Origin of the sequence: Janthinobacterium sp. 61 (genome assembly GCF_002846335.1) — a bacterium.
Lineage (GTDB): Bacteria > Pseudomonadota > Gammaproteobacteria > Burkholderiales > Burkholderiaceae_D > Janthinobacterium.
Map to the genome: position 1 here is coordinate 4,282,066 of NZ_PJMQ01000001.1, position 17,147 is coordinate 4,299,212.

Consider the following 17,147-nt stretch of genomic DNA (forward strand, 5'->3'; position numbering starts at 1 on the left):
TCGTTCCTTTTTTGTTTTTACTTGATGCGCACGATGTTCGCGCCGACTGCCGACAATTTCACTTCCATGCGGTCGTAGCCGCGGTCGAGGTGATAGATGCGGTCGATCAGGGTTTCTCCGTCGGCCGCCAGGGCCGCGATCACCAGCGACGCCGAGGCGCGCAGGTCGGTCGCCATCACGGGCGCGCCGCGCAGCTGCTTGACGCCGGCGATGATGGCCGTATTGCCCTCGATGGTGATGTCGGCGCCCAGGCGGTTCATTTCCTGCACGTGCATGTAGCGGTTTTCGAAAATCGTCTCGGTGACGCGGCTGGCGCCGTTGGCAATCGTGTTCACAGCCATGAACTGCGCCTGCATGTCGGTCGGGAAGCCGGGATATTCCGTGGTGCGGAAGCTGACGGGGTTCGGACGGGCCGACATCTCGGCGCGGATCCAGTCGGCGCCGAAGGTCATCGTCAGGCCCATGGCGCGCAGCTTGTCGAGCGCCGCGTCGAGGATGTCCGTGCGCACGTTGCGCAGCGTGATATCGCCGCCGGTGGCCGCCACGGCGCACAGGAAAGTGCCCGTCTCGATACGGTCGGCGATGACCGCGTGCGAAGCACCGTGCAAGGCGTCGACGCCCTGAATCACCAGGCGGCTGGTGCCGATGCCGTCGATCTTCGCGCCCATGGCGACCAGCAGGTGCGCCAGGTCGGTTACTTCCGGTTCGCAGGCGGCGTTTTCCAGGATGGTCTCGCCTTCGGCCAGGGTCGCTGCCATCAGCAGGTTCTCGGTGCCGGTGACGGTGATCATGTCGGTGACGATGCGCGCGCCTTTCAGCTTGGCGCACTTGGCGTAGATGTAGCCTGCTTCGATGCGGATCTCGGCGCCCAGTGCTTCCAGGCCCTTGATGTGCTGGTCGACGGGGCGCGAGCCGATGGCGCAGCCGCCCGGCAGCGAGACCTTGGCTTCGCCGAAGCGCGCCAGCATGGGGCCCAGCACCAGAATCGAGGCGCGCATGGTTTTGACCAGTTCATACGGCGCTTCCAGGGTGTCGATGGCGCTGCCGTTGAGGACCACGCGGTCGCCGTCCTGCTGCACCTTCAGGCCCGTCTGGCCCAGCAGTTTCAACATGGTGGCCACGTCGTGCAGGTGCGGCACGTTCGTCAGGTCCAGGTCGCCTGCGGTCAGCAGGCCGGCGCACAGGATGGGCAAGGCGGCGTTTTTTGCGCCGGAGATGGCGATGTCGCCGTTCAGGCGGTTGCCGCCGTTGATGAGGAGTTTGTCCATGTGCTTATCCTTGGAATTCTTCAGGTGTCAGGGTTTTCATCGACAGCGCGTGGATTTCCTCGCGCATGCGGTCGCCCAGGGCGGCGTAGACGATCTGGTGGCGCTGGATCAAACGTTTGCCGGCAAACGCAGACGAAACGATCACGGCCTGGAAGTGCTGGCCGTCGCCTTCCACTTCGAGGTGCGTGCATTCGAGGCCGGCCGACAGATAGCCGTGGATCAGTTCTGGAGTGGTGGTCACGATAAGTCCTTGATATTGAATAATGTGGTGATGTGGTGTGCCGCAATCAATGGCGCAATTAGTGTCGTAATTAGTGACGCAAGCGATAGCCGCTTTTCAGCAGGCGGATCGATGCCAGCGCCAGGATCACGAGGAAGCCGGCGACGATGGAAAGACTGAGCCAGGGGCTGACGTCGGACACGCCAAAGAAACCGTAGCGGAAGCCGTCGATCATGTAAAAGAAAGGATTCAGGTGCGATACCGACTGCCAGAACGGGGGCAGCGAGTGGATCGAGTAAAACACGCCCGACAAAAAGGTGGCCGGCATGATCAGGAAGTTCTGGAAGGCGGCCAGCTGGTCGAATTTCTCGGCCCAGATGCCGGCGATCAGGCCCATGGTACCCAGCATGGCGGCGCCCAGGAAGGCAAAGATGACGATCCACAGGGGCGCGACAAACGACAGGTCGGCAAACCAGCAGGTGATGGCAAACACGCCAAAGCCCACGGCCAGGCCGCGCGCGACGGAAGCGAGTACATACGCCGAGAAGATTTCCCAATGCGACAGGGGAGTCAGCAGCACGAACACCAGGTTGCCCGTGATCTTGGACTGGATTAGCGAGGACGAGGAATTGGCAAACGCGTTTTGCAGCACGCTCATCATCACCAGGCCGGGAATCAAAAAGGCCGTGTAGCTGACGCCGGGGCTGGGCTCCACGCGGCCGTCGAGTACATGGCCGAACACCAGCAGGTACAGCATCGACGTGAGCACGGGTGCGGCCACGGTTTGCGTCGCCACTTTCCAGAAGCGCAGGGTCTCTTTGTAGACGAGGGTGCGAAATCCTGTCGAAATCATACGGTACCTTTATCCATGATCTGCAAGAAGATATCTTCCAGATCGGCTTGTTGCAATTGCATTTCATCGATCTCGACGCCCGCTTCACGCAGGCGGGCGAGGATTTTCTCGACTTCGCTGTATTCGTTGACGCGCAAGCTGAACTTGTTCGGCGCCTGCTGTTCTTCCGGGTGCAGCACCAGGTGCTGCAAGTCGGCCGGCAAGCTGCCGTATTTGAGATGCACCTGCAGCTGCGAGCCGGCGATGCGACGGATCAAGGCCGACATGGTGTCTAGCGCCACCACCTTGCCCGTCTTGAGCATGGCGACGCGCTGGCACATGGCTTGCGCCTCTTCCAGGTAGTGGGTGGTCAGCACGACGGTGTGGCCGCCTTCGCGGTTCAGGCGCGAGATGAACTTCCACAGGGTCTGGCGCAGTTCCACGTCGACGCCGGCGGTCGGCTCATCGAGCACGATGACGGGCGGCTTGTGCACAAGCGCCTGGGCGACGAGCACGCGGCGCTTCATGCCGCCGGACAGGGCGCGCATATTCGTGTCGGCCTTGCCGGTCAGGTCGAGGTTTTCCATGACCTCGTCGATCCATTTGTCGTTGTTCGGCAAGCCGAAATAGCCGGACTGCAGGCGCAAGGTTTCGCGCACGGTGAAAAACGGGTCGAACACCAGCTCCTGCGGCACCACGCCAAGGTTGCGGCGCGCGTTGCGGAAGTCCTTGACCACGTCGTGGCCGTGAATCTTGACGGTGCCCGCGTCGGGGCGTATCAGGCCGGCGATGATGGAAATGAGGGTGGTCTTGCCGGCGCCATTCGGGCCGAGCAGGCCGAAAAATTCGCCTTCCTCGATGGCCAGCGACACGCCGCCCAGCGCCTTGAGCGATTTATAGCTCTTTTCTACATTCGTGATTTGAATTGCGGTCATGTGCTTGTTTCAAAGGTAATGCGTCTGGTGTGATGCGCCAGTTGCCGGAAACATCCAGGCCGGCAGGCCGGTGCAGGGCGCCCCCTTCAGACGAGGACGGCGCAACAGTCAATTATAGTTGGAAAATTCGTGGAACACTTGGAGATCAATCCGGCGGCGCTGCTGGCCTGCCGGCTTGAAAACTACTGCTGATGCGGGGAGTGGGACAGGATCAATGATGATGCAGGTCGGACGGGCTGCGTTCGGCGTGGCCGTCGGCGCTGCCGCAGTCGTCGGCCGTCAACGTGCTCGAGACGAGCGAGCAGACGCCATACAGCTTGGTGAGGTTTTTCAGGTTGTTCGGCAGGTTTTTCAGTTCCAGCACGCCGCCGGCATCCTGCGCGGCGCGCTGCCACGTCAGCATGACGGAAACGGCGGCCGAATCGACAGCCTTGATGTTGCGCAAATCGAACTTGGTCTGACCCGAGCGGATGGCGTCCACACCCTGCTCCAATGCCGAGGTGGCATTGTCCACGGTCAGGGAAGTCAGGGATTGCAGGGTGTCGAGAGAGTCGGGCATGGCGTCGGGCTGCGCTGGTCTTGAGCTGGTTCAGGAGCTATATGATAGCCGATTATTTGGCTTTGACAGCGGGACGGCTGGCCAGGGCCTTGTTTTTTGCCTGCAAGGTCTTGATCAGGCCATCGATGCCGCCCTTGCTGATCTCGCTGGCAAAGCTGCTTTTATACGTTTCCACCAGCCACGCGCCCAGCACGTTGATGTCATAGATCTTCCAGCCGGATGGGGTTTTCGCCACGCGGTAGTTCAGAGGCACGGGTTCGCCGCGCGCCACGTTGACTTGCGAGCGCACTTCCACTTCCGTATCGGCCGGGTCGGCGCGCATCGGCTTGAATTCCACGGTTTCGTTCTTGATCTGCGACAGGGCGCCCGAATACGTGTAGATCAGCAAGGTGCGGAATTCTGCGGACAGCTGCTTTTGCTGCTCCGGCGTGGCGTCGCGCCAGAAGCGGCCGGCGGCCAGGGCCGTCATGCGCTGGAAATCCACATACGGCAAGATCTTGCTTTCCACCAATTCGGTGACGCGCTTGATATCGCCAGCCTGGATGGCCTTGTCAGCCTTGGCCGTGTCGATCACGTCCTGGCTGATGCGTTTGACCAATACGTCCGGTGCCTCGACAGCGGGGGCGGCCTGGGCGGCGGTGGCAAAGGCGATGGTCGCCATCGCCAGCAATTGTTTCATCAATTTCATGGTTCTACCTTTCATGGTGTTGCTATGCACCGGCTGGCGTTGATCGCAGCCGTGGTGTTTCTGTACCGGAGTTTACTCCTGGGGCCTGGCGTCGGCGGCAACGGTATTGCTACCAGATGTTACGAGGTCCACAGGCGCAACGTCGGCCGCAGCCGTAGCTGATGGGGCTTCCGCAGGGGCGGCCTGTGGTTTCGCATCGTACTGCGGCTCGTAATCACTGCTGTCGTTTTTTGGCACTTTGCGGTCGCGGCGGTCCGTATCGCCATCGAAAACCTTGCTTTCCCGCGCCTGCAGGAAGCCGTCGCGAATAAATTCATAGCGGTCCAGCGCGGCCGCTTCCATCAGGTTGGTCGCGTCGAGCAGCGCAGCGCGCTTGTCGACCACGCGCGTCACTGTGCCGATATTGCGCACATTGACCGGATCCTTGTAGCGCCATGGGTCGCCCGTAATATCGAGCGGCAGGGCCGCCGTATCGCGCACGGTCGATGGGCCCAGCAGCGGCAGCATCACGTACGGACCAGGCTGGACGCCATACCAGCCCAAGGTCTGGCCAAAGTCTTCGTTATGCTTCGGAATACCCGCCTGCGAGGCGATGTCGATCAGGCCGAAGATTCCGAAAGTCGAGTTCATGCTGACGCGCACGACGTCTTGCAAACCCGCTTCACCCTTGCCTTGCAGCAAGTTGTTTACGGCGCTCCACACATCGGACAAGTTGCCGAAGAAGTTGCCTACGCCCGTTTGCACGAACGACGGCGTAACCTTCTTGTAGGCCGTGGCGACCGGTTTCAGGGCCACCTGGTCGACGGTGTCGTTGAACTTGAACATGGCGCGGTTATACCCTTCGAGCGGGTCGCGCGGATTGGTGCCGGTGGCGCAAGCGCTTACGCTGGCGGCAATGGCCAGGGCCAGGCCGATACGCGCCAGGCTGCCTTGAGATTTCTTGGTCGACTCGCTCATTTGCTGTCCTTTCCTTCCGCTGCCTTGCTGTAGATGAACTGATTGATCAGGTCTTCCAGCACTGTGGCCGATTGAGTACGGGCAATCTTGTCGCCCTCTGCCAGGTTCGCCAGATCTCCGCCTGCTTCCAGGCCGATATATTGCTCACCCAGCAAACCGGCCGTCAAAATCTTGGCCGAGCTGTCTTTCGGAAATTTGTAGCCATCTTCGATGTCGAGTTTCACCAGCGCCTGATACGTCTTGTCGTCAAACCGGATCTCCGCCACGCGCCCCACCACCACGCCAGCGCCCTTGACGGGCGCCTGCGGCTTGAGGCCGCCAATATTGTCGAACTTGGCACTAATGGTATACGTCTTGCTGAAAGACAGCGAGCTCATATTGCCGGCCTTGAGCGCTAGAAACATCAATGCCGCCACACCCAGCAAGACGAACAAGCCGACCCAGACATCCATAGATTTACGTTGCATAAACAATCCTAAATTATTTTTACTTGCCGCCGCCTGCGCAACATCCTGCCCAGGCCCGCGGTTGTTCGCTGATCGGCAATTACTTGCTAAACATCAACGCCGTCATCATGAAATCGAGCCACCACACCATTAACGACGAAATCACCACCGTGCGCGTGGTCGCGCCGGAGACATCTTCCGGCGTCGGCTGTGCCTGATACCCCTGGAACAGCGCGATGAACGTCACCGCGATGCCGAAGACCATGCTTTTAACATAGGTACCATTGGCGATATCTTTCCAAACATTCACGCCGCCCTGCATCTGCGACCAGAACGAGCCTTCATCGACGCCAATCAGCACCACGCCCACCAGATAGCTGCCGATGACGCCGACGGCCGTGAAGATGCCACCCAGGATAGGCATGGCGATCACGCCGGCCCAGAAACGGGGCGCCAGCACGCGCTGGATCGGATTGACGGCCATCATTTCCATGGCCGACAATTGCTCACCCGCCTTCATCAGGCCGATTTCCGCCGTCAGCGAAGTGCCGGCGCGGCCCGCGAACAGCAGCGCCGTGACGACCGGACCCAGTTCACGCATCAAGGACAGCGCCACCAACTGCCCCAGCGACTGCGTCGCGCCAAAGGTGCTCAGTGTGTAATAACCTTGCAAACCCAGCACCATGCCGACGAACAGGCCGGACACGGCGATGATCAACACCGACCGGCTGCCAATGTAAAACAATTGCTCGATCAGCAAGTGTGGGCGGCGCCACAGTCCACCCGAGGAGGCGATGATAAGAAAGAACGAACGCACGGCAAAGCCGAGGTCTTGTACCGAGTTGCGCAACCATGCTCCGATCGCCGCCAGGAAACGCGCGATCATCGGCGCGCTCCCGCATGCAAACCCAGGTCGTCGGCCAGCGACTTGCCCGGATAGTGGAACGGCACAGGGCCATCGGCCTCGGCATTGACGAACTGCTTGACGTACGGATGCGTCGACACGGCCATCTCGGCCGGCGTGCCGTGCGCCACGATCTTGCCCGATGACAGAAAATACACATAATCAGCGATGGCGAAACACTCCTTCACGTCGTGCGATACCAGGATAGACGTGGAACCCAGCGCATCGTTCAGATTGCGGATCAGATTGGCCGTCACGCCCATGGAAATCGGGTCCAGGCCGGCGAACGGCTCGTCATACATGATCAGTTCCGGGTCGAGCGCGATGGCGCGCGCCAGCGCGACGCGGCGGCCCATGCCACCGGAAATCTCGGCCGGCTTCAATTGCGCCGCGTTGCGCAAACCCACGGCGTGCAGCTTCATCAGCACCAGGGTGCGGATCAGCTCTTCATTCAAGTCCGTGTGTTCGCGCAGGGGAAACGCCACGTTCTCGAACGCCGTCAAGTCCGTAAACAGGGCGCCGTGCTGGAACAGCATGCCCATCTTGCGGCGCATTTGATATAACTCGTCGGTCTTGAGCGTATGCACGATCTGGCCGTCGATATTCACGGAGCCGGAACTGGGGCGCAGCTGCCCGCCGATCAGGCGCAATACGGTCGTCTTGCCACTGCCGGAGCCACCCATGACGGCCACAACTTTTCCGCGTGGGAAATCCATTTGGAGGCCCGATAAAATCGAACGTTCTCCATAGGCAAAGTGTAAATCACGGATCTCAACAAGATTTGGCACGACGAAGCTCACTATTTTAATGGCGTATTGTAGTGCAGAAACGCCAACCTCTGCTGAGACACCCCTTGGGACAGCCCCGGAAAGGGGAAGAATACAACACTAATGAATCGAAAGTCAGATATTGTAGTGGAAATTTGAGCTGTGCATCGCGTCACCATCCGATGACGTTCACGGCGATTGACTTGATCAGTAAAAATAACAAAGGCCACGTCGCAATCCGCGCCGTGGCCCTGTCAAAAAAACGAACAATTGCTCGTTAATTAACGTGGCAGCAGGGATGCCCCCATCAGGAACTCATCGACGGCGCGTGCGCACTGGCGCCCTTCGCGGATGGCCCAGACCACCAGCGACTGGCCACGGCGCATGTCGCCGGCGGCAAACACTTTGGCCACCGAGGTCTGGTAGCAAGCGGCGCCGTCCGTACTGGCCTTGACGTTGCCGCGTGCATCCGTATCGACGCCGAACGCTTCCAGCACTTGTTGCACAGGGGAAACAAAACCCATGGCCAGGAAGACCAGGTCGGCTTTCATCTCGAATTCCGAGTTCGGCACTTCGCTCATCTTGCCGTCTTTCCACTCCACGCGGCAGGCGATCAGCTTTTCCACCTTGCCGCCCTTGCCTTCGAAACGCTTGGTGGCCACGGCCCAGTCGCGCTCGCATCCTTCCTCGTGCGAGGACGAGGTGCGCAGCTTGGTCGGCCAGTACGGCCAGACCAGCGGCTTGTTTTCCTGTTCCGGCGGCTGCGGCATCAGTTCGAACTGGGCTACCGAGGCGGCACCATGGCGGTTCGAGGTGCCCACGCAATCGGACCCCGTGTCGCCGCCGCCGATCACCACCACGTGCTTGCCTGTCGCCTTGATCTGGTCCTTGAGCTTGTCGCCCGCGTTGACCTTGTTTTGCAGCGGCAGGAAATCCATGGCGAAGTGCACGCCTTTCAAGTCGCGGCCCGGCACGGGCAAGTCGCGCGGCTGCTCGGCGCCGCCGGCCATGATGACGGCGTCAAATTCTTTTTCCAGGTCTTCCGGGAAAATGGTTTCCTTGGCCCAGTTGTTTACGTGGGCAGGGAAATCCTTGCCGACCAGCACGCTGGTGCGGAAGACCACGCCTTCGGCTTCCATCTGTTTCACGCGCAAGTCGATGTGCGACTTTTCCATCTTGAAATCGGGGATGCCATAACGCAACAAACCACCGACCCGGTCGCTCTTTTCAAACACGGTGACGGCATGGCCGGCGCGCGCCAGCTGCTGCGCCGCCGCCAGACCGGCAGGGCCGGAACCGACGATGGCCACTTTCTTGCCCGTACTAAAACCCGCCGGCTGCGGCGTGACCCAGCCGTGTTCCCAGCCCATGTCGATGATTTTGTGCTCGATGGACTTGATGCCGACCGGATCTTCGTGGATGCCCAGGGTGCAGGCCGATTCACATGGCGCCGGGCAGATGCGGCCCGTAAATTCCGGAAAGTTATTCGTCGAATGCAAGATATCGAGCGCTTCGCGGTAAGCACCGCGGTACACCAGGTCATTCCAGTCGGGAATGATGTTATTCACAGGACAACCCGTGGTGCAGAAAGGGATGCCGCAATCCATGCAGCGCGCGCCCTGCACGGTCGCTTGCGCATCCGACAGGTGCAGCACGAATTCCTTGTAGTTCTTCAGGCGCGCGGCAGGCTCCAGATAGTGTTCGTCCTGGCGCTTGAATTCCATGAAGCCGGTAATTTTACCCACGATTATTCCTTTGTATTATTAGCTGGCGGGGAGCGGCCTGGCCACTCCCGGTCATTCATCTTGGCAATGAGCTTGGCTGGCTCAGGCGGCGACGGCTTGCACTTCCATGGCAGCATCGGCAGCCATCTCGATCAACGCGCGCTTGTATTCGTTCGGGAAGACTTTCACGAACTTGCCGCGCGCCGCGGCCCAGTCGTCCAGCAAGACGCGGGCGCGAGTGCTACCCGTGTGCTTGAAGTGACGCTCGATCAGGCGCTTGAGGATGACTTCATCGGCTTCAGGCACGCCATCGCGGTGCTGGGTATGCCAGGCGTCGCGGTCGAGATGCTGTTCCGCCGCGGACACGACCTTGTCCAGGCTGACCATGGCCGTGTTGCACTTGCTGGCAAAGTCGCCGGCCGGGTCATACACATAGGCGATGCCGCCCGACATGCCGGCCGCGAAGTTGCGTCCCGTGTTGCCCAGCACCACCACCGTACCGCCCGTCATGTATTCGCAGCCATGGTCGCCCAGGCCCTCGACCACCGTGGTGGCGCCCGAGTTGCGCACGGCAAAGCGTTCGCCGGCCACGCCATTGAAGAAGGCTTCGCCGGCAATCGCGCCGTACAGCACCGTGTTGCCGATGATGATGTTATCCACGGCCCAGCCGCGGAATTCCGTATTCGGCCGCACGATGATGCGCCCGCCCGATAGCCCTTTACCCACGTAATCGTTGCCCTCGCCTACCAGGTCGATCGTGATGCCGTGCGCCAGGAAGGCGCAGGCCGACTGGCCCGCCGTGCCTTGCAACTGGATGTGGATGGTGTCGTCCGGCAAGCCGGCGTGGCCATATTTCTTCGCCACTTCGCCAGACAGCATGGTGCCCACCGTGCGGTTCAGGTTGCGCACGGGCGAAATGAAGGAGACGCGCTCGCCCTTTTCCAGCGCCGCGCGCGCTTGCGCGATCAGCTTGTGGTCGAGTGCTTTCTCCAGCGCATGGTCCTGGAATTCCACGTGGCGGCAGGCTTGGCCATCCAATGTTTCCGGCTTGTAGAAAATGGCCGAGAAGTCCAGGCCCTGCGCCTTCCAGTGCGAAATCGCCTTCGACTTATCGAGCAAATCGACTCTGCCGATCAGTTCGTCATACGTGCGGATGCCCAACTGCGCCATCAATTGACGCGCTTCTTCGGCAACGAAGAAGAAGTAATTGACGACATACTCGGGTTTGCCCGAGAACTTGGCGCGCAGGACGGGGTCTTGCGTGGCCACACCCACGGGGCAGGTGTTCAAATGGCATTTGCGCATCATGATGCAGCCTTCGACCACCAGCGGCGCCGTGGCGAAACCGATTTCGTCGGCGCCCAGCAGGGCGGCGATGACCACATCGCGGCCCGTCTTCATCTGGCCGTCGGCTTGCACGCGGATACGGCTGCGCAAGCCGTTCAGCACCAGGGTCTGTTGCGTTTCGGCCAGACCCAGCTCCCACGGCGTGCCTGCATGTTTCACGGACGACAATGGCGAGGCGCCCGTGCCGCCATCGTGGCCGGCGACGACCACATGGTCGGCCTTGGCCTTGGTGACGCCGGCGGCCACCGTGCCGATGCCCACTTCCGACACCAGTTTCACGGAAATCGAGGCGCGCGGATTGGCATTCTTCAAGTCATGGATCAGCTGCGCCAGGTCTTCGATCGAATAGATATCGTGGTGCGGCGGCGGCGAAATCAGGCCCACGCCCGGCACGGAGAAGCGCAGGCTGGCGATGTATTCCGACACTTTATGGCCCGGCAACTGGCCGCCTTCGCCCGGTTTCGCGCCCTGCGCCATCTTGATCTGGATCTGGTCGGCGGAATTGAGGTAGGCAGCCGTGACGCCGAAACGTCCCGACGCCACCTGCTTGATGCGCGAGCGCATGGAATCGCCTTCCTGCAGCGGAATGTCGACGACGATCTGCTCGGCGCCCACGATGGAAGCCATGGTATCGCCCTGGCGGATCGGAATGCCTTTCAATTCCTGCGTGTAGCGGTTCGGATCTTCGCCGCCCTCGCCCGTGTTCGACTTGCCGCCGATGCGGTTCATGGCGACGGCCAGGGTGGCGTGCGCCTCCGTGCTGATCGAGCCGAGCGACATGGCGCCGGTAGCGAAACGCTTGACGATTTCCTTGGCCGGTTCCACTTCGTCCAGCGGTATCGCCTTGGTCGGGTCGAGCTTGAACTCGAACAGGCCGCGCAGGGTCAGGTGGCGACGGCTCTGGTCGTTGATGATTTGCGCGTACTCCTTATAGCTGGAGAAATTGTTGCTGCGCGTGGAGTGCTGCAACTTCGCAATCGCGTCCGGCGTCCACATGTGGTCTTCGCCGCGCACGCGGAACGCATATTCGCCGCCCGCGTCGAGCTTGTCGGCCAGCACGGGATCGTTGCCGAAGGCCAGCGCGTGCAGGCGCAGCGCTTCTTCCGCCACTTCAAACACGCCGATGCCTTCCACGTTCGAGGCCGTGCCCTTGAAGTATTTGTCGACCAGCGACTTGTTCAAGCCGATGGCTTCGAAGATTTGCGCGCCGCAGTACGACATATACGTCGAAATGCCCATCTTCGACATGACTTTCATCAAGCCTTTGCCCACTGCCTTGGTGTAGTTATAGATGGCTTTGTCGGCCGACAAGTCTCCGGGCAAACCATGCGCCATCTCGGCCAGGGTTTCCATGGCCAGATAAGGGTGGACGGCTTCCGCGCCGTAACCTGCCAGCAGGGCAAAGTGGTGCGTTTCGCGGGCCGAACCCGTTTCCACGACGAGGCCGGTGGACGCGCGCAAGCCCTTGCTCACCAGGTGCTGGTGCACGGTCGAGGTGGCCAGCAGCGCGGGGATCGCCACCTGGTCGGCGCAAATGGCGCGGTCCGAGACGATCAGAATGTTGTGGCCGGATTTGACGGCATCGACGGCTTCCGCGCACAGCGAGGCCAGGCAGGCTTCCACGCCTTCCTTGCCCCAGGCCAGCGGGTAGCAGATATCGAGTTCATACGACTTGAACTTGCCGCCCGTGTGGGCGCTGATGTTGCGCAAACGTGCCATGTCGTCAAAGCCCAGCACGGGCTGCGCCACTTCCAGGCGCATCGGCGGGTTGACGTTGTTGGTATCGAGCAAGTTCGGTTTCGGGCCGATGAAGGACACCAGCGACATCACCATCGCTTCGCGGATAGGATCGATCGGCGGGTTCGTCACTTGTGCGAACAGCTGCTTGAAGTAGTTATACAGCGGTTTCAATTTGTTCGACATGACGGCCAGCGGCGAGTCATTGCCCATCGAGCCCGTCGCCTCTTCGCCGGCCACGGCCATCGGCGCCATGAGGAATTTCAAGTCTTCCTGCGTGTAGCCGAACGCCTGCTGGCGGTCCAGCAGCGATGGCTGCTCTTTTTCGCCCTGGGCGCGGTCCTGTTTCACCTGGCCTTCGGCCATCTTGATCTCGTCGAGCTTGATACGCACCGAGTTGATCCACGCTTTATACGGCTTGGCGTTGGCGTAGGTGTTTTTGAGTTCCTGGTCGTCGATGATGCGGCCCGCTTCCAGGTCGATCAGGAACATTTTGCCAGGCTGCAAGCGCCATTTCTGGATGATTTTCGATTCGGGAATCGGCAGCACGCCCGACTCAGACGCCATCACCACCAGGTCATCGTCCGTGACGATGTAGCGCGCCGGGCGCAAGCCGTTGCGGTCCAGGGTGCCGCCGATGTGGCGACCATCCGTAAACGCCATGGCTGCCGGGCCGTCCCACGGTTCCATCATGGCCGCGTGGTATTCATAGAAGGCGCGGCGGTTGTCATCCATGGTCGTGTGGTTTTCCCACGCTTCCGGGATCATCATCATCATCGCCTGGGCGATCGGATAACCGGCCATCAACAGCAGTTCCAGCGCATTGTCGAAGCACGCCGTGTCGGACTGGCCTTCATAAATCAGGGGGAACAGTTTCTGCAGGTCGTCGCCCAGCACGGCCGACTTCATCACGCCTTCGCGCGCGCGCATCCAGTTGAAGTTGCCTTTGACGGTGTTGATCTCGCCATTGTGCGCGATCAAACGGTAGGGGTGGGCCAGCGGCCATTCGGGGAATGTATTCGTCGAGAAACGCTGGTGGACCAGGGCCAGGGCCGAGATGCAGCGCGCATCCTGCAAGTCCTTGTAGTACACGCCCACCTGGTCGGCCAGCAGCAAGCCTTTGTAGACGATGGTACGGGCCGACATCGACGGCACGAAGAATTCCTTGCCGTGCAGCAGTTTCAAGGCCTGGATGGCGTGACCGGACGATTTGCGGATCACATACAGTTTGCGCTCGAGCGCGTCGGTGACCATGATGTCCGGGCCGCGGCCGATGAAAATCTGGCGAATGACCGGTTCCTTGGCGCGCACGGTGGGCGACATAGGCATGTCCGTATCGATGGGCACGTTGCGCCAGCCCAGCACGACCTGGCCTTCGATGCGCACGGCGCGTTCGATTTCCTGCTCGCAGGCGATGCGCGAGGCGTGTTCCTTCGGCAGGAAGACCATGCCCACGCCGTATTCGCCAGGCGGCGGCAATTCCACGCCCTGCTTGGCCATTTCTTCGCGGTAGTACTGGTCGGGAATCTGGATCAGGATGCCGGCGCCATCGCCCATCAGCGCATCGGCGCCCACGGCGCCCCGGTGATCGAGGTTTTTCAGAATCAGCAAACCCTGTTCGACGATCGAATGGGTCTTGTTGCCCTTGATATGGGCGACGAAACCGACGCCGCAGGCATCGTGTTCATTGGCTGGGTCGTACAGGCCTTGCGCTTTCATGGGCTTCTCCGCTGCATATGACTATCGAAAAACTAGAGTAGTGCAACGCAACAAAAAACTCAACTACAACAATTAGGGTCGGAGTCGAATTAAATTGATTTGCGTCTCCCTAAAAATTTAATAGGGACATAGTCAAAGGAATCTCAATAAAACATCAGGAAGTGACGATTTTTTGTTTTAGCTGTACTTGCGTGTCAGTTGGCGTCCGCTGCGGCTGCGACTTTGCGTGGACGGCCCCGCTTGGCGGGCAGCACTTGCCGCTGCATTTTCTGCTCCAGCGCTTGCTTGAACGCTTCGGAACCCAGCGGCCAGCCCTTCAGTACAGCCTGCTCCACGGTTTTCACTTGGCTGCTGCCCAGGCCCTGCTCGAACAGACGCAGATAGGCGGCCTCTCGGTCGAATGGCGTGTTGCCCAGCGCCCAGTACAGCGCGTGGTCGGTGATGACAGGGTCGGGACGCACACCGGCATGGTGGGCATAACTGGACCAGCTGTAATCGAGCGCCTGGCCCGCCAGACCCGTTTGCACGGGCACGCATTCCAGGTAGCGGCAGCAGGTAAGAAAGAAATTGTCGGGATCGATGACGGAGGTTTTGTAGCGTCCCTGCCACAAAGCACCTTCCCGGCCATATTTTTGATTGAAATACGGCACGTAATAGCGACCTAGCCACTGCATCAGCTGTCCCAGGCCCGTCGCATCGCTTGGGGTGGCCAGCAAATGTAATTGGTCTGGCAACAAAACGTAGGCATGGATGGCCACCTTGAACATTTTCGCGCCCGTTTTCAGCCAGGACAGGAACTGCGCATAGTCAAGCGCATCCTGGAACACAGGCTGGTGGTTGCTGCCGCGCTGGATCACGTAATGGGGCAGTGCGGGAATGATGAGACGGGGTAAACGGGCCATGGGGAAATCATAAAATAAAGGCTAAGGCCTTGATTTTACACACTTGCGGCTACATGGCACGACTCTGACCCTGTTTTATTGAAAATACGGAGAAAAACGATTGACTCTGTCCCTTTTATGCAGCCACCACGCTCGCGGGTGGCTGGCATCCTGGTATCAGCACAGATTAAAGCTGGCCGACAGGCTGTAGCCTTCGCCATACGCACTACGCAGCGGCAAGTCCTGGCCCAGGCCCGTCTTGGCTTTCTTGCGCAGGCGGTACACGAGCATGTCGACTCTGCGGCCCGCATCGGGGTCTTCGCCGCCCATGCCGGCCACGATGACGTCGCGCGGCACGGGGCGGGTGTTGATGGTCAACAGGTGCAGGAAGTTGAATTCTTTTTCCGTCAAGGCAATGACTGCGCCCATCAGTTCAAGTTGGCGTGCGCTCACTTTCAAGGTCCACTTGCCGGGTTCCGGCACAGGATCTTGCGGACCGACGCGGCGGTCGAGCGCCTCGATGTGGGCGGCCAGTTCAGGGAATTTGATCGGCTTGGTCAGGTAATGGTCGGCACCAAGGCGCAAGCCCAGGATGCGGCTGTCGAAAGCGACACGCCCCGTCAGCACCAGCACGCCGATTTGCGGATATAGCTGGCGCATGCGGGGAATGACGTTGAAGCCGTCCTCGTCGGGCAAGCCCAGGTCCAGCACGACCACGCCGACATTACCATGGCTCAACGCCGTCCACATCCCGCCAGCGGAGCTGGTGATATGGACTTCGTGTTCGAGCTCAACGAGGAACTCCGCCATGTCTTCGGCGTAGTCCAGATTGTCTTCGACGATCAGTATTTTCGTCATTGCTACGCCATTCTTCCGTTAGTGAGCTACCGTGGGCAAACCATGCCATTCACTTCTGCACCATGATGGACGGCACAATAGGTTTACGTCAAGGAATTATCACGGTTGCCTTCAGCGGAAGCAAGGCTTTTCCTTGTCTAGACAGGAAGCGGCAGCCAAATGCGGAAAAGCGCGCCGCCTTCGGGCAGATTATGCCCCTGCAAACTTCCACCGTGCACCTCGACGACAGCGCGCGCCATGTACAGGCCCAGGCCCGCGCCCGGATGCGTGGCATAACTTCCACGGCTTCCTTTTTCGAACAGCTGGGCCAGTTCTTCTTCCCGCAGGCCGGGCCCCGCATCGCGCACGCACAGCGCCACGCCGCCCTCGGGCACCAGCTTGGCCGACAAGGTGATGCTGCTCCCCGGCGCGCTGAACTTGACGGCGTTGTCCAACAAGATTTTCAGGCATAAGGCCATGCCGGGCACGTCGCAGCGCAGCCTGGCCGGCAAGTCCTCGTCCAGTTCCAGCTGCACGCGGTGGCTGGCGGGTACGGTGGCGGCCGCCTGCTGCAGCAAGGCCAGCGGCGCGATGCCGTCAGCGGCCCGCTCGCGGCCGATGGCCGCCATGCGTTCGGGCGACAGATAGTCGGCTATCATGGCCAACAAACGGTCGACGGCAGTCTGGATTTTCACATAGCGCTTGCGCGTGGCCTCGTCGGCATCTTTCGATGTCGAGACCAGGCGCTGGATGGCGCCGTCGATGGTGGCCAGCGGTGTGCGGAATTCATGTGACAGCATGGAGGCGAAGCGCTTTTGTTCCTTTTCCCGCTCCGCTTCCTGCGCCTGGGCGGCGCTGACATCGCGCACCGAGCCCACCACGGTGATGCCCCGCCCCATCGCCGCCGCAGCGGGCACGATGGTGGAATGGATTTCCAGCGCCAGCAAGTGGCCGTCGGCGTGCGGCAATTCCACTTCACGCAACAGTGTCAAACGGCTGGCATCGCCGTCGTGCCAGCGCTGCAAGCGAGCCGGCACATCCGCCGCCAGGCGCGCAGCGTGCTCGCGCAAGGCAGGCAAGTCGTGACCCGTCAGGCCTTGCGCGGCGGGGCTGATGTAGAGCAATTCCAGGGTAGTGGCGTCGAGCAGGAAGGCCGCGTCGCGGCCATGTTCGGCCAGCAGGCGGAACTGCGCTTCGCCAGCCCGCGCGTGCAGCAGGGCGCGGCGCAACTGGACGAAACGCAGCGCCATGAGGATGGCGCCGGCAAGCAGCAAGAGGAGAAAGGGCAGCATGCTTTATACCTGGCAAGAAAGAATCGCCAAGTAT

Annotated in this window: 15 protein-coding genes; all 15 read right to left on the reverse strand. The window is 60.8% G+C overall.

Annotated features, from left to right (window positions below):
* Positions 1-17: 17 nt before the first annotated feature.
* The 15 genes from murA to CLU92_RS19475 all read right to left on the reverse strand — a co-directional run bounded on the left by murA (position 18) and on the right by CLU92_RS19475 (position 17,113).
* Entirely contained in the window at positions 18-1,268 is a 1,251-nt protein-coding gene (gene murA / locus CLU92_RS19405; RefSeq protein ID WP_070290314.1) for a UDP-N-acetylglucosamine 1-carboxyvinyltransferase, read from the reverse strand.
* A gap of 4 nt (positions 1,269-1,272) precedes the next feature.
* Positions 1,273-1,509 carry a BolA family protein gene (locus CLU92_RS19410; protein ID WP_101483227.1) on the reverse strand — a complete coding sequence of 79 codons (237 nt, stop codon included), beginning with the start codon at positions 1,507-1,509 and terminating at the stop codon, positions 1,273-1,275.
* Positions 1,510-1,579: 70 nt separating this feature from the next.
* A complete protein-coding gene (locus tag CLU92_RS19415; protein WP_101483228.1) occupies positions 1,580-2,341 on the reverse strand; it encodes an ABC transporter permease in 762 nt (253 codons plus the stop codon).
* On the reverse strand, positions 2,338-3,255 hold the full coding sequence (locus tag CLU92_RS19420; protein WP_101483229.1) for an ABC transporter ATP-binding protein: 918 nt from the start codon (positions 3,253-3,255) through the stop codon (positions 2,338-2,340). The genes CLU92_RS19415 and CLU92_RS19420 overlap by 4 nt, the downstream gene beginning before the upstream one ends.
* 211 nt (positions 3,256-3,466) lie before the next feature.
* Positions 3,467-3,814, reverse strand: coding sequence for a lipid asymmetry maintenance protein MlaB (locus CLU92_RS19425; protein WP_101483230.1), 348 nt, complete (start codon positions 3,812-3,814; stop codon positions 3,467-3,469).
* 52 nt (positions 3,815-3,866) lie between these two features.
* Complete coding sequence (locus tag CLU92_RS19430; protein WP_101483231.1) at positions 3,867-4,502, reverse strand: phospholipid-binding protein MlaC; 636 nt, start codon at positions 4,500-4,502, stop codon at positions 3,867-3,869.
* Between the two features lie 72 nt (positions 4,503-4,574).
* Positions 4,575-5,459, reverse strand: coding sequence for a VacJ family lipoprotein (locus CLU92_RS19435; RefSeq protein ID WP_101483232.1), 885 nt, complete (start codon positions 5,457-5,459; stop codon positions 4,575-4,577).
* The gene (mlaD, locus tag CLU92_RS19440; protein WP_101483233.1) at positions 5,456-5,926 is read right to left on the reverse strand and encodes an outer membrane lipid asymmetry maintenance protein MlaD; all 471 of its coding nucleotides are present in this window, start codon (positions 5,924-5,926) and stop codon (positions 5,456-5,458) included. The genes CLU92_RS19435 and mlaD overlap by 4 nt, the downstream gene beginning before the upstream one ends.
* Positions 5,927-6,005: 79 nt before the next feature.
* A complete protein-coding gene (gene mlaE / locus CLU92_RS19445; protein WP_101483234.1) occupies positions 6,006-6,791 on the reverse strand; it encodes a lipid asymmetry maintenance ABC transporter permease subunit MlaE in 786 nt (261 codons plus the stop codon).
* Positions 6,788-7,597, reverse strand: coding sequence for an ABC transporter ATP-binding protein (locus CLU92_RS19450; RefSeq protein ID WP_101484785.1), 810 nt, complete (start codon positions 7,595-7,597; stop codon positions 6,788-6,790). Before CLU92_RS19450 ends, mlaE begins: the two co-directional genes overlap by 4 nt.
* 260 nt (positions 7,598-7,857) lie before the next feature.
* On the reverse strand, positions 7,858-9,321 hold the full coding sequence (locus CLU92_RS19455) for a glutamate synthase subunit beta (protein WP_101483235.1): 1,464 nt from the start codon (positions 9,319-9,321) through the stop codon (positions 7,858-7,860).
* 81 nt (positions 9,322-9,402) lie between these two features.
* The gene (locus tag CLU92_RS19460) at positions 9,403-14,103 is read right to left on the reverse strand and encodes a glutamate synthase-related protein (protein WP_101483236.1); all 4,701 of its coding nucleotides are present in this window, start codon (positions 14,101-14,103) and stop codon (positions 9,403-9,405) included.
* Between the two features lie 194 nt (positions 14,104-14,297).
* Positions 14,298-15,005 carry a transposase gene (locus tag CLU92_RS19465; RefSeq protein ID WP_101483237.1) on the reverse strand — a complete coding sequence of 236 codons (708 nt, stop codon included), beginning with the start codon at positions 15,003-15,005 and terminating at the stop codon, positions 14,298-14,300.
* 156 nt (positions 15,006-15,161) lie between these two features.
* Positions 15,162-15,842, reverse strand: coding sequence for a response regulator transcription factor (locus CLU92_RS19470; RefSeq protein WP_101483238.1), 681 nt, complete (start codon positions 15,840-15,842; stop codon positions 15,162-15,164).
* Positions 15,843-15,979: 137 nt separating this feature from the next.
* A complete protein-coding gene (locus tag CLU92_RS19475; protein WP_101483239.1) occupies positions 15,980-17,113 on the reverse strand; it encodes a HAMP domain-containing sensor histidine kinase in 1,134 nt (377 codons plus the stop codon).
* Positions 17,114-17,147: the final 34 nt, after the last annotated feature.